This is a genomic window from Xanthomonas axonopodis (assembly GCF_001304695.1).
Taxonomy (GTDB): domain Bacteria; phylum Pseudomonadota; class Gammaproteobacteria; order Xanthomonadales; family Xanthomonadaceae; genus Xanthomonas; species Xanthomonas axonopodis.
In genome coordinates, this window is the sequence record NZ_JFAQ01000012.1 from 1 (window position 1) to 13,592 (window position 13,592).

Here is a 13,592-nt window from a genome sequence, read left to right on the forward strand (position 1 = left end):
CGGGGCGATCACCGCGCACAGTGCCATCCACGGCACCAGCGTCTCCATCCGTGCCAGGAACACATCGCGCCGCGTCGGGCGACGGTACTGTTCAAACCCGTTGCCCTGGTCAGCTGACATTGCCAAGGTCCGCTGCTTCATCGGCTTGCACCACCATCGCTGCGAAGCACTTATCCTCGCATCTTTGGAACTTGATCAGCGTTGCCTTAATTTGTCGAGATACAAGTGCTTCAACTAGTCACCTGCACATCGTTGTTCGATTGTACGAGTCACTGTGCTATGGGTCTTCGTCATGCGTTTTCACCGCGTATTGCCGGCAATTGCCGGTGGTCGGCGGTGTTTCTTACCCCTCGTTTCTTAGGCCAAGTGCTGATTCGGCGTCCATTGACCGCATAACGGTTGAGGGGTGTCGACGGACTGCGCGCCACACCAGAAGGATGCACGCAATGCACGCTGACGCCTCTCCCGTTTTTCCCCTGACCAAGGCGCAACGTGGCCTTGGGTGGCCAACAAGTTGCACACCGACAACACCTTGATGTTGGCCGAAGTATTGGAAATGTTCGGCCAGCTCAATCCCCAGGTGCTGATCCGCGCCAGCATGCAGTTGACGCACGAGTTCGATACGCTGCGCCTGTGTATCGTCGAACACGAGGGCGTGCCTTCGCAGGTGGTCTTGCCCGAGTAAAACGGCACGATTCCATACTTCGACGTCAGCTCGGATCCGGCTCCGCGTAATGCGGCCGAACATTGGATCGACGAAGAAATCCGCAAGCCTGAAGATCTGTAGAACGGACCGCTATGGCATTGCGCGGTGTTCCGTCTGGGCGAAGATCATCATATCTGGGTGCAATGCGTGAGCCATCTGGTAATGGACGGCTACTGCGCGTCGATCATGATGCAGCGCATGGCTGTGCTCTATAACGCCTACGTGTTCGACGTGGAGCCCGAGCCTGCGCAGTTCGGCAGTGCACTGTCGCTGCTCGAAATGGAGCAGTACTATCGCAACTCCGATCGGTTCCAGCGCGATCGCCAGTACTGGATGCAGCAGTTGGCTGATCTGCCGCCGCAGGCGACGCTGGCGCGGCCGGGCAATCCGCTGTCCACCGGGTTGTTGCGCGGCACCGGGCAGTTCTCGCCGCAGCAGATGGTGCGTCTGCGCGCGCTGGGCAAGGAGTACGGCGCCAGCCTGCCGCAGATGCTGATTTCGCTGATTGCGGCGTATTACTACCGCTGCACCGGTGCCGAGGATCTGGTGCTGGCGATGCCGGTGACCGGCCGCATCAACGCGCGCTACCGGCAAACTGCAGGCCTGGTGGCCAACGTCATTTCGCTGCGCCTGAAGATGGACCCGCAGCAGCCCATCCATACCTTGTTCGCGCAGGTGTCGTCGGTGGTCCGCCATGCACTGCGCCATCAGCAATATCGTTTCGAGGACGTGCGCCGTGATCTGGGCATGTTCGGGATGGAGCAGAAGTTCGCACGGCTGGCGGTGAACATCGAGGTCTTCGACTACACCTTGCGCTTCGGCGAGGCGTACGCGGTACAGCACAACCTTTCCAACGGCCCGGCCGACGACCTCACCATCTTCTGCTACGAACGCGGCGATGGGGCAGCGCTGCGTTTCGATCTGGATGCCACCCCGGCGTTGTACGACAGCGAGGAACTGGCCGAACACTGCCGTCGTCTGACCCATCTGGCCGATGCGGTACTGGCCGACCCGGAATGCGCGCTGGGCCAGGTCGATGTGCTCGGCGATAGCGAGCGCCGCCGCCTGCTGCACACCTGGAACAACACCGCAGCGCCGCTGCCGGAACCGGCCACGCTGTTGCACGGCATGCTGCAACGCGCCGAGTTGATGCCGGCGGCCATGGTAGCGCAATACGACAACCGCACGCTCGATTACGCCACGTTATGCGAGCTTGCCTCGCGCATCGCCGCGCAATGGGTGGCCGATGGCGTGCGCCCTGGCGATGTGGTCGCGGTGGCGTTGCCGCGCAGCGAACACTTGTTGCTGGCGTTGCTGGCGTTGCTGGCGGTGATGTGGACCGGTGCGGCGTATCTGCCGCTGGATCCGGAGAGCCCGGCCGCGCGCAAACGCCAGATCCTCAACGATTCCGGTGCCATCGGTCTGGTCTGCGAGCCGGCACTGTACGAGCGCTATCTGCTCGGTGGCATGGTCTGGCTGGATCCGCGACCGGCCGTGTTGCCTGAGGCGATCGCACCGCTGGCGACGCCCGACGGCACCGCGTACGTGCTGTACACCTCCGGCTCCACCGGTGCGCCGAAGGGCGTGGAAATCAGCCATCGCAACCTGTTCAATTTCCTGCATGCGATGGAACACGAGCTGGCATTGCGTCCGCGCGATCGTGTGCTGGCCGTCACCACCATCACCTTCGACATCGCCGGGCTGGAGTTGTACCTGCCGTTGCTGGTGGGCGCACGCGTGGTCATTGCACCGGCCGGTATCAGCCACGACCCACGCGGCCTGTCGCGGTTGATCGCCGACGAACACATCAGCGTGGCGCAGGCCACGCCATCGCTGTGGCGCATCCTGCTGGCCAATGAGGATCTGGTGCTCGATCGCATCCACGCGTTGATTGTTGGCGAGGCGTTGCTGCCCGAGCTGGCCACGCAATTGCTCAGCCGGGTGGGGCGCCTGACCCAGTTGTACGGGCCCACCGAAACCACGATCTGGTCGATCATCATGCCGTTGCAGCTGACCGATGCCGCCGCACCGCCGATCGGCAGGTCGCTGCTCAATACGCGCGTCCATGTGCTGGATGCGCAGCGGCAACCGTTGCCGACCGGTGCGATCGGCGAGCTGTATATCGGTGGCGCAGGCGTGGCCAAGGGCTATCGCGGCAAGCGCCAGCTGACCAGCGAGCGCTTCATGCGCGACCCGTTCGCCGACGACGGCAGCAGCATGTATCGCACCGGCGACCGCGTGCGCCAATGCAGCGATGGCCTGCTGGAATGCATCGGGCGCGCCGATGCGCAGCTGAAGATCCGCGGACATCGGGTGGAGCCGGCCGAAATCGAAAGCGCCTTGCTGCTGCATTCGCAGGTCGCGCAGGCGGTCGTGGTAGGACACAGCGATGGCGATCATGCCTTGCAACTGCTGGTCTATGTGGTGGGCAAGCATGGCAACACGCCATCGGTCGAGCTGCTGCGTGCGCATCTGCAGCAACGCCTGCCGGCATCGATGATTCCTACCCTGTGGGTGCCGCTGACCTCCAACGGCAAGCTGGATCGGCGCACGTTGCCGGCGCCCGGCGCATTGCCGCAACGCACGCACCTGGCGCCGCGCGATGCGCTCGAACGCCAGTTGGCAACGATGCTTCAGGAGGTGCTGGGCATCGAAGTGGTGGGCGTGGACGACAACTCCTTCGAGCTTGGCGGCGATTCGCTGCGTGCGGCGGAAATGGCCGCGCGTTTCCCGCAGATGTTTGGAGTGGAACTGCCGCTGGGCACGTTGTTCCATGCCCCGACGATCGCTGGCCTGGCCGAGGTGATCAAGCGCAGCGCACACACGCCCAACGACCCGTTGAGCGTGTTGCTGCCGCTGCGTGCAGGCACCGCCGGCACCACGCCGCTGTTCTGCATCCACCCGGTCATCGGCCTGGGCTGGTCGTATCTCACCTTGCTCGGCCGGCTGGACCCGCAGTGGCCCGTGTATGCGCTGCAATCGCCCGGCTTGAGCGACCCGCAGCACCGTCCGGAGAGCATCGAGGCGATCGCGCGCGATTACCTGGCGCGTCTGCGCAGCGTGCAGCCGAAAGGGCCGTACCGTCTGCTGGGCTGGTCGCTGGGCGGTTTGATCGCGCACGCCATCACGGCCGAATTGCATGCGCTGGGCGAAGAGGTCCAGCTGCTGGCCATGCTCGACAGTTACCCGCATCTGGAACAGGCCGCGTCGTTGTCGGAATCGGAGAACGTACGCGCCTCGGTGCACGCGTTGGCCCTGCATCTGACGCCGGGCCAGCCGATGCCGGCCACGCTCAGCACCTTGCTGCACGCGGCCACCGCAGAGGCCACGGGGGGTGCGCAGCCTGTCGGCCATACCGGCCGTGGTGCGGTCGCCGGCGACGGAGTGGCCGAATATGCCTGAGTCCAGAGCCGATCCGTTACGCCAGCGGCCGGTGGTGATCGCCACCCTTGGCACGCATGGGGACGTGCGCCCGATCATTGCGCTGGCGCTTGGCCTGCAGCAGCGCGGTTATCCGGCGCGGGTGCTGACCAGTTCCAACTTCGAGACGTTGATCCGTGCCCACGGCCTGGAATTCTTCCCGCTCAGCGGCGATCTCCAGAAGCTGTTGCAAGACCATCCGGACGTCGCCGAGATGCGCGGCGCCCCTGGCATCTTGCGCAAGAAGTTGCTGGAGTGGGCACGCGATTGGCCTGCACAGGGCCGCGCGGCGTGTGGCGATGCCGGCTTGATCCTGGGCGTGGGCAGTGCCAGTTTCCTTGTCCATAGCCTGGGCGAGGCGTATGGCGTGCCGGTGGCGTTTGTGCAGTTGCAGCTGCTCACCGAGTCGCGCCACCTGCCGTTGATGCTGATGCCCAACCTGCGTCTGCCGGGAAAGGTCAGGGTGGCATTGCATCACCTGATGCGCTTTGTCGGCTGGCAGCTGATGCGGCCGGCCTTCAACGATATCGTGCGTCCGGCATTGGGGCTGCCGGGGTATCCGTGGAGCGGTCCGGATCGCAGTGGGCTACGCGTGATCTACGGCTATAGCGCGCATGTGTGCCCGCGCCCGCCGGACTGGCCGGACAGCGCGCAGGTGTGCGGCTTCTGGCAGCTGCCGCCGTCGCAGTGGCAACCGCCGGCCGCGCTGCAGGCGTTTTTGCAGGCCGGGCCGCCGCCGCTGTATATCGGCTTCGGCAGCATGACCAGTAGCGCCGTCGCGCAGCTCACTGCCACGGTGAAGGCAGCAGTGCGACTGACCGGGCAGCGCGCGTTGCTGGCCAGCGGCTGGGGCGGCCTGGGGGCCGGGGACACCGCTGCCGCCGATAACGCCGAGCGCTTCTTCCATCTGGAACAGGCGCCGCACGATTGGCTATTCCCGCGCGTGTCGGTGGCCGTGCATCACGGTGGTGCCGGCACCAGCGGTGCCGCGTTGGCGGCGGGCATTCCTTCGGTGGTGCTGCCCTTTGGCTACGACCAGTCGTTCTGGGCGCATTGCCTGGCCCAGCGCGGCGTTGCGCCGCCAGCGCTGGCGCGTGCCGGGTTGCGGCCAGAAGCCCTGGCCGCTGCCATCCAGCAGGCGAGCACGCCGGCCATGCGTGCGGCCGCGCGCGCACTTGGTCAACGGATGGGCGAGGAAGACGGCGTCCGCAGTGCGGTCGATCAACTGGAAGCCTGGCAACTGCTTGAACCGACGGCAGTAACGCCCGCCACGGCTGTGCGGACCGAGCAGCACGCCATCGCATAAGCATGGCGATGCTGTGCATCCGCCGCAGCAGTTGATGCGCGCACTCCAGCGGTGTGGCAGTGCGTGGTTGGCAGCCACGCACTGCGCGCTGCCGGCATGCGGCACAATCGGGCTCCCTCGGTTGATCTGGCCCGCATGCGCTATCCCGCTCTGGACCTGTTGCGTGGCATCGCCATCGTGTGGGTGATGCTGTTCCATTCGTTCGTGGTCGGCGGGTTGGGGCCGGACTAGGAATGGCTCTCGCGCTACGGCTGGATGGGGGTGGACCTGTTCTTCGTGCTGAGCGGCTTTTTGATCGGCACCCAGGTGCTGACCCCGCTGTCGCGCGGCAAGCCATTGGACTTCACCGATTTCTACCTGCGCCGCGCATTGCGCATCCTGCCGGCGTTTTTGGTGGTGTTGGCGATCTACATGGCATGGCCGGGTTTCCGCGAGTCGCCCGGGCTGGCGCCCATGGTGGATGTTTCTCACCTTCACCTTGAATCTGTTGGTCGATTACGGCCAGCAGGCCGCGTTCTCGCACGCATGGTCGCTGTGTGTGGAAGAGCACTTCTATCTGGTGTTTCCGTTGCTGGCGACGGTGTTGTTGCGGCGTCCATCGGCGGGGCGCGTGGTTGCCGTGTGCGTGGCGGTGGTGCTTGCCGGTATCGCATTGCGCACCAGCGTGTGGCTGCACAACACAGCGCTGGATCAGATTAGCGGCGGCCAGCAACGCAACTGGTTTGTCGAAGATCTCTACTACCCCACCTGGAATCGGCTGGACGGCTTGCTGGCCGGTGTGGTGCTGGCGGTGTTGAAGGTCTTTCGCCCGCACACATGGCAGCGGCTGCAGCAGCGCGGCAACACCTGGGCGCTGGCCGGCGTGGTCGTGCTGGCACTGGCGATGTGGTTGTTTCGCGAACGTACCGATTTGATCGGCAACGCAGTGGGCTGGCCGGTGCTTTCGCTGGGGCTGGCCTTGCTGGTGTTGGCAGGTACCGCGACCGACAGCGCACTGGGCCGCCTACGCCTGCCGGGCGCTCTGCCTGGTTGGCCGCCATTTCCTACAGCGTGTATCTGATCCATAAGGCGATGTTCCATGTGACACAGGGCTGGTTGGGCACCACGCTGGACAGCCATGGCGTGCTGGCATTTGCGGTGTATGGCGTGGTGGCGCTGGCGGCGGGTGCATTGCTGCACTACGTGGTGGAACGTCCGTTCCTGCAGCTGCGCGGCGCGTTGCTGCGAAGGCGTGCAGCTGTGCGCCGCGATGCCGAACTTGCATGATGCGATGGTTGGGGAGAACGGCGAGCGTGCACGGGTGGTGCGACTGGCCTCCGCTGCAGCACCTTGTGTCAGGCAACAGGTCTGCGCAATTGCTGCGAATGTGCAGCGCCGATGTAACGCAAGGGTTTGCGCGGCGCAGCGAGGTATGTGGCTGGCACTTTGCGCGTTCACCGCCCCGGCCCTGGCTTCAGGGCAATGCCTCACTGCGCGTCGCGCGCCACCTGGAACCCCGCAAACGACTGCGTTACCGGCATGATTTCCAGGCGGTTGATATTCAAATGCGCCGGCAGGCTGGCCACATAGAAGATCTGTTCGGCGATGTCTTCTGCCGTCATCGGGGCGGCGCCGCGGTATAGCGTGTCCGACGCGGCCTGGTTGCCGCCGGTGCGCACCAGGGTGAATTCGGTTTCGGCCATGCCCGGTTCGATCGAGGTCACCCGCACGCCGGTGCCATGCAGGTCAGAGCGCAGGCCCAGCGAAAACTGCTGCACGAAGGCCTTGGTGCCGCCGTAGACGTTGCCGCCGGTGTATGGGTAGGTCGCCGCGACCGAGGCGATGTTGATGATGGCGCCGCGGCGCGCAATCAACGCCGGCAGCAGGCGGTGGGTGAGCGTGACCAACGCGGTGACATTGGTGTCGATCATCTGCTGCCACTGCGCCAGGTCGGCTTGCTGCGCGGGCGCGGTGCCCAGCGCCAGGCCGGCGTTGTTGACCAGCACCTCGATCTCGGCGAATGCGGCCGGCAGTGCGTCGATCGCGTCCGACAAGGCGCGTGCATCGCGCATGTCGAACGCGGCGGTGTGCACCTGCCCGGCCGGCAGTTCAGCGGCCAGGGCCTGCAGGCGTTCGGCGCGCCGGCCGGTGGCGATGACCTTCCAGCCGGCCGCGGCGAAGCGGCGCACGGCGGCGCTGCCGAATCCGGAGGTGGCACCAGTGATCAGGACGGTCTTGGACATGGGGAACTCCAGGGGGAGAGGGGACGGGAAGCAGATTCAGTGCGCAGGCTGCGGGTTCGCCGCTGCGGCATGCCGCGCACGCAGCAGCTCTTCGGTCAGGGTCTGGCGTGCGCGACCACTTGGCCACGCCCCAGCTGCAGCACCACGTAGGGGGCCGGTGCGTGCGCAGCGCTCGTCGCAGTCGCGGGCAGCGCGACGATCAATTCGCCATCCAACCAGGCGGCGGGCTCTGGCGCTGGCTGGCCCGGGAACAGTACATCCAGCGGCAGCGTGGGCGGCGCCCAGACGCAGGCGCCCAGGACCACGCGATCCAGTACCAGCTGTTGCCCATCCAGACGCCAGTAGGCGCGGTAGCCACGCCAGTTGGCGCTGCAGCTGCCCAGCGCGCTGCCTGCGTGCGCCACGAAGCGCTTCCAGGTGTGGCTGGGTCGTCCAATGGGCCGGACAACGGTTCGGCCAGCAGCGTCGCCTGCTGGCCGTCGATCTGGATCAGGTCGGGAAGTTGATCGGTGGCCTGCGCCGGGCCGGCCCACGCCAGGACGCCCAGCAACATGCCAGCGATACGCCGTATCACGCGCGCTTACTGCGCCTTGATCGCGATGGCGGACAGGCCACTGCCGGTGAGCTTCTGCTTGGCCTCGGCAAGCTCGCTGGCACTGCCGTAGGGCCCCATGCGCACGCGATAGACCGTCTTGCCGCTGATGTCGGCCGATTCCACGCGTGCGGCCAGGCCCATCATCGCCAGCTTGGCCTTGGTGGATTCAGCATCGCCCGAGGCGCCGAACGAGCCGGCCTGCAGGATGTAGCGGGTGTTGTCGGTGACCGCCGGCGCAGCAGCCGGCGTCGCTGTTGCAGCGGCGGCGGTTGCGGCGGGCTTGGGCGCGGCGGCCGGCGTGGGGAGTGCGGCGGTACTGGCCGGAGCCGGCGTGCTGGCCGGGCGCGCCTGTGCGGTTTCCGGCAGCGGCTTGGGTGCGCTGGCGGTGGTTTCCTTCAATGGCATCGGGACGCTGGCGGCCGGTGTTGCGGCTGCCACGCTGGCGCCGGGTGCGGGGGGCACGGGTTTGCCTTCCAGCGCCGCACGCGCACGCGCGGCCTCTTCGGCGCGCGCGCTGGCGGCCAGTTCGGCGTCGGACATCTGCACTTCCTTGCCGGGCAGCAAGGTATAGAAGTCGTACTGGGTCTGCGCATCGCCGGGTTTGGCCTGCGGCTTGGACGGCTGCGCGCTGGGCTTGGGCAGTTCGGCCGGCGTGTCCACGTCGGCATCGGCCACCGGCTCGGGCTGCGCATCCGGATTGGGACGCGGGCCCACGCGCAGGAAACCGTCGCCGTCCTTCTTGAACAGGTTGGGTGCGGCCAGGAAAATCACTGCCGCAATCGCGGCGCCAGCCACCAGCCACACCCAACCGGGGGTGCCATTGCTGGTGTTGCGCCGGGCCTGACTCTTACCGCGTCGTGCTGCCATCTACCACTTCTCCGAATCGTGTCGTTGCGGGCCCGCTGGCCCGACTTGCTGTGGCAATGCGCGCCGCTGCGCTGATTGCCCGGTGAGCGCCATCAGCGCCCGAGGTGGCAGGCCGGCGCCTACCAGTGCCACGCGCTGCGCCGCGACCTGTGAGGGCGCCCGGGACCTGCCGCCCGATTACATCTTTTCCGGAGCGCTGACGCCAAGCAGTTCCAGGCCATTGGCAAGCACCTGTTGGGTGGCGACCGCCAGGGTGAGCTTGGCGTCGCGCTCGGCGGCGTCGTCCACCAGCACCTTGCTGTTGTGATACCACGTGTGGAAGGCGTGCGCCAATTCACGCAGGTATTGCGCGATCTGGTACGGCTCCAACGCCTGACCGGCGATTTCCACCACTTCCGGGTAACGCGACAGCTCCAGCATCACCGCCAGCGAGTGTTCGTCGTCCAGGCATGCGAGCTCGGCCAGGCCGTGGGCCTGGTCGTACTTGTAGCCCTTTTCCTGCGCCTGACGCAGCACGCTGCACACGCGTGCATGCGCGTACTGCACATAGAACACCGGGTTGTCGTTGCTTTGCGCGCGCGCCAAGTCGATATCGAAGGTCAGCTGCGAATCGGGCTTGCGCGCGATCAGGAACCAGCGCACCGCATCGGCGCTGGTTTCTTCAATGAGGTCGCGCAGGGTGACGTAGCTGCCGGCACGCTTGGACAGTTTCACTTCCTCGCCGCCGCGCATCACCGTGACCATCTGGTGCAGCACGTATTCCGGCCAGCCCTGCGGGATGCCCAGTTCCATCGCCTGCAGGCCGGCGCGCACGCGCGTCAGCGAGCCGTGGTGGTCTGCGCCCAGTTCGGTGATGGTGCGCTCGTAGCCGCGCTGCCACTTGGTCAGGTGATAGGCCACGTCCGGCACGAAATAGGTGTAGGTGCCGTCGGACTTGCGCATGACGCGGTCCTTGTCGTCGCCGAAGTCGGTGGACTTCAGCCACAACGCGCCGCCTTCCTCGTAGGTGTGGCCGGAGGCGATCAGCTTCTGCACCGCTTCTTCGACCTTGCCGTCCTTGTACAGCGAGCTTTCCAGGAAGTAGATGTCGAAATCGACCCGGAACGCCGCCAGGTCGTGGTTCTGCTCGTTGCGCAGGTACGCCACCGCAAAGCGGCGGATGGACTCGAGGTCGGCCGGATCCTTGGTGCCGGTGACCAGATGGCCTTCCAGGTCGACGGTGTCGCCGCCCAGGTAGGCATTGGCCACATCAGCGATATAACCGCCGCGGTAGCCATTCTCCGGCCAGCCGTCGCTGTCGGGGGTAAGCCCCTGCGCTCGCGCCTGTACCGACAGCGCCAGGTTCTCGATCTGCACGCCGGCATCGTTGTAGTAGAACTCGCGCTTGACGTTCCAACCGTTGGCATCGAGCACGCGCGCCAGGCTGTCGCCGATCGCCGCGGCGCGGCCGTGGCCGACATGCAGCGGGCCGGTCGGGTTGGCCGAGACGTATTCCAGGCCCACCGAACGGCCGTTGCCGGCCAGCCCGCGGCCGTAGTCGTGGCCTTGCTTGATCACATGCGCCACTTCGCGCTGATACGCGGTGGGGGCCAGATGAAAATTGATGAAGCCAGGACCGGCGATTTCCGCCTTCGCCACGTCGTCGCTGGCCGGCAGGGCCGCCAGCAGTGCCTGCGCCAGCGCGCGCGGATTGCTGCGCGCAGCCTTGGCCAGCAGCATCGCGGCGTTGGTGGCGAAGTCGCCGTGCTCGCGGGTCTTGGGTCGCTCGACCACAAAATCCGGCGGCAGGGTGTCGGCGGGCAGGGTGCCATTGGCGCGCAAGGCTTCAATGCCTTGGCCGATCAGTGCGCGGAGTAGGGCTTTCACGTGGGATCTGCCTGGAACCAAACCAGCGATTTTACCCGACCGCGTGCCGCCGGGTCCGACCGATGGTTCAGGTCGGCGCACCACTGCTCATTCCATCCAGCCGCGCTCGGCGAACGACACCGGCCGACCATCGCCGATGACGAAATGGTCCAGCAGGCGGATGTCTACCAGCTCCAGGCTGTCCGCCAGCCGCTTGGTGACCGCGCGGTCGGCCTCGGAGGGCTCCGGATTACCCGACGGGTGGTTATGCCCGACGATCACCGCCGCCGCGTTGTGCAACAGCGCCCGCCGGACCACCTCGCGTGGGTGGATGTCGGCACCGTCGATAGTGCCGGTGAACAGTTCCTCGAAGGCGATGGCGCGGTGGCGGTTGTCCAGGAACAGCACCGCGAACACTTCATAGGCCCGCGCGCGCAGCCGCTGCGAGAAGTAGCGGCCCACGCTGGGCGGATCGCTGAGCGCCTCGCCGCGCTCCAGCGCGCTCATCAGGTGCCGCTGGGCCAGTTCCATCGCGGCGGCGACCTTGCAGGCCGAGGCCGGGCCCAGCCCGGGCAGGCGCGCCAGCGTCTTGGCCGGGCGGTCCAGTAACAGGCGCAGCGGGCCGTGCAGGTGCAGCAGATCGCGCGCGGTCTGCACCGCATCCTGGCCGCGCAGGCCGGAGCCGACGAAGATCGCCAGCAGCTCGGCGTCGGACAAGGCAGTGGCCCCGCGCGCCAGAAGTTTCTCGCGCGGGCGTTCGTGGGTGGGCCAGTCGTGTATGTGCATATGGCGAGATTGCCGGTGCTCATCGCCGACGCCCATCAGGCCAAGCAGAGGCATCGGCTAATCTAGTTGTCCTTGTATCCGTAGGACGACCCCGACGTGATTGGCTCCACTCAGGCCCGCCCCCTGGACGGACAGCGTTTGCTGCTGTGCGTCGGCGGAGGCATCGCCGCTTACAAATCGCTCGAACTGGTCCGTCGCCTGCGCGACGCCGGTGCGCAGGTGCAGGTTGCCATGACCGGCGGTGCGCAACAATTCGTCACCCCGCTCAGCTTCCAGGCATTGTCCGGGCAGCCCACCCGCACCACGCTGTGGGACAGCGCCGCCGAGCAGGCGATGGGCCACATCGAACTGGCGCGCTGGGCCGACCGGGTGATCGTCGCCCCGGCGACCGCCGACCTGCTGGCGCGTCTGGCGCATGGTCTGGCCGACGATCTGGTCACCACGCTGTGCCTGGCCACGACCGCGCCGCTGACCGTGGCGCCGGCCATGAACCATCGCATGTGGCTGCATCCGGCCACCCAGGCTAATATCGCCATCCTGCGCTCGCGCGGTGTGACGGTAGTGGGCCCCGACGACGGCCCGCTGGCCGAGGGCGAATCCGGCTCCGGGCGGCTGGCCGAGCCGGCGGCGATCATTGCCGCGCTGGACGGTGGCGCGGCGGTCGCCAGCGCTGTCCCGAAGGGCGCCAAGAGCGTCGCCGCGCCCGTCTTCATCCCCAGCAGCGCGCAACTGGAAGGCCTGCGCATCGTGATCAGCGCCGGCCCCACCTACGAGGACCTGGACCCGGTGCGCTACGTCGGCAACCGCAGCAGCGGCAAGATGGGCTATGCGCTGGCTGCCGCCGCTGCCAGGCAGGGCGCCGATGTGGTGCTGGTCAGCGGGCCAGTGCATCAGCCCCCCCCGCCCGGGGTGCAGCGCATCGACGTGCGCTCGGCCGCGCAGATGCGCGACGCGGTGCTGGGTGCATTCCCGGCCGACATCTACATCGGGGCCGCCGCCGTTGCCGACTACACCCCCAAGCGGGTGGTGTCGCAGAAGATCAAGAAGACCGGCGAGACATTGACCCTGGAACTGGTGCGCACCCCGGACATCCTGTCCGAGGTCGCCGCGCAGACCGGCGCGCTGAAACTGGTGGTCGGTTTTGCTGCCGAAACGCACGATGTGGAGCATTACGCCTGTGGCAAGCTGGCGGCCAAGCGGCTGGACCTGATCATCGCCAACCAGGTGGGGATCGAAGGCGGCGGATTCGAAAGCGACAACAACGCAGCCACGGCCTACTGGCAGGGCGGCGAGCGTGTGTTTCCCAGCAGCAGCAAGACCGAGTTGGCAGACCAACTACTGGCCCTGATCGCGGAGAGATTGCAGGCATGAGCCCCCCGACCCAGTCCTTGCAGGTGAAATTGCTCGACCCGCGCTTCGGCGATCTGTGGCCGCTGCCGGCCTATGCCACCGAATCCAGCGCCGGCATGGACCTGCGCGCCGCGCTGGAGGCGCCGATGACGCTGCAGCCGGGCGATGCGGCGCTGATCCCCAGCGGTATCGCGATCCATCTGGCCGACCCGCAGCTTTGCGCCGTGATCCTGCCGCGCTCGGGGTTGGGCCATCGTCACGGCATCGTGCTCGGCAATGGCACCGGTTTGATCGATGCCGATTACCAGGGGCCGCTGCTGATCAGCACCTGGAATCGCGGCCGCGAGGCCTTCACCATCGAGCCCGGCGACCGTATCGCGCAGCTGGTGGTCCTGCCGATCGTGCGTATTGCCTTGCAAGTGGTGGATACTTTCGTCGACAGCGCGCGGGGAGCGGGTGGATTCGGCCACACCGGCGTGCGCTGACAGGGGGAAA

At 66.7% G+C, this 13,592-nt stretch carries 7 protein-coding genes and 4 pseudogenes; 5 read left to right on the forward strand and 6 right to left on the reverse strand.

Going from position 1 to position 13,592, the window contains the following annotated elements; all coding sequences use genetic code 11:
- A pseudogene (locus XAXN_RS20200) lies at positions 1–141 on the reverse strand (IS5/IS1182 family transposase); the annotation flags it as partial.
- A gap of 305 nt (positions 142–446) precedes the next feature.
- On the opposite strand from XAXN_RS20200, the pseudogene XAXN_RS01020 reads away from it, so the two are divergent.
- The 3 genes and pseudogenes from XAXN_RS01020 (at position 447) to XAXN_RS22845 (ending at position 6,698) form a co-directional block, all read left to right on the forward strand.
- Positions 447–4,108 (forward strand): annotated as a pseudogene (locus XAXN_RS01020) (amino acid adenylation domain-containing protein).
- Positions 4,101–5,432: a glycosyltransferase gene (locus tag XAXN_RS01025; RefSeq protein WP_054318188.1), complete on the forward strand. Its 1,332-nt coding sequence runs from the start codon at positions 4,101–4,103 to the stop codon at positions 5,430–5,432. The pseudogene XAXN_RS01020 and the gene XAXN_RS01025 overlap by 8 nt, the downstream one beginning before the upstream one ends.
- Positions 5,433–5,567: 135 nt before the next feature.
- A pseudogene (locus tag XAXN_RS22845) lies at positions 5,568–6,698 on the forward strand (acyltransferase family protein).
- Between the two features lie 200 nt (positions 6,699–6,898).
- On the opposite strand, the gene XAXN_RS01040 reads toward XAXN_RS22845, so the two are convergent.
- The 5 genes and pseudogenes from XAXN_RS01040 to radC form a co-directional block, all read right to left on the reverse strand.
- Positions 6,899–7,654 carry an SDR family NAD(P)-dependent oxidoreductase gene (locus XAXN_RS01040; RefSeq protein WP_054318173.1) on the reverse strand — a complete coding sequence of 252 codons (756 nt, stop codon included), beginning with the start codon at positions 7,652–7,654 and terminating at the stop codon, positions 6,899–6,901.
- Positions 7,655–7,690: 36 nt separating this feature from the next.
- Positions 7,691–8,228, reverse strand: a pseudogene (locus tag XAXN_RS01045) (hypothetical protein).
- Positions 8,229–8,234: 6 nt separating this feature from the next.
- Entirely contained in the window at positions 8,235–9,116 is an 882-nt protein-coding gene (locus tag XAXN_RS01050) for an SPOR domain-containing protein (RefSeq protein WP_054318174.1), read from the reverse strand.
- A 177-nt stretch (positions 9,117–9,293) separates the two neighbouring features.
- Positions 9,294–10,982: an arginine--tRNA ligase gene (gene argS / locus XAXN_RS01055; RefSeq protein ID WP_054318175.1), complete on the reverse strand. Its 1,689-nt coding sequence runs from the start codon at positions 10,980–10,982 to the stop codon at positions 9,294–9,296.
- A gap of 87 nt (positions 10,983–11,069) precedes the next feature.
- Entirely contained in the window at positions 11,070–11,747 is a 678-nt protein-coding gene (gene radC, locus XAXN_RS01060) for a RadC family protein (RefSeq protein ID WP_054318189.1), read from the reverse strand.
- A 96-nt stretch (positions 11,748–11,843) separates the two neighbouring features.
- Here radC and coaBC point away from each other — a divergent pair, with 96 nt between their 5' ends.
- Both coaBC and dut read left to right on the forward strand, forming a co-directional pair.
- Positions 11,844–13,118 carry a bifunctional phosphopantothenoylcysteine decarboxylase/phosphopantothenate--cysteine ligase CoaBC gene (coaBC, locus tag XAXN_RS01065; RefSeq protein WP_054318176.1) on the forward strand — a complete coding sequence of 425 codons (1,275 nt, stop codon included), beginning with the start codon at positions 11,844–11,846 and terminating at the stop codon, positions 13,116–13,118.
- The gene (dut, locus tag XAXN_RS01070; protein ID WP_042824061.1) at positions 13,115–13,582 is read left to right on the forward strand and encodes a dUTP diphosphatase; all 468 of its coding nucleotides are present in this window, start codon (positions 13,115–13,117) and stop codon (positions 13,580–13,582) included. Before coaBC ends, dut begins: the two co-directional genes overlap by 4 nt.
- Positions 13,583–13,592 lie beyond the last annotated feature (10 nt).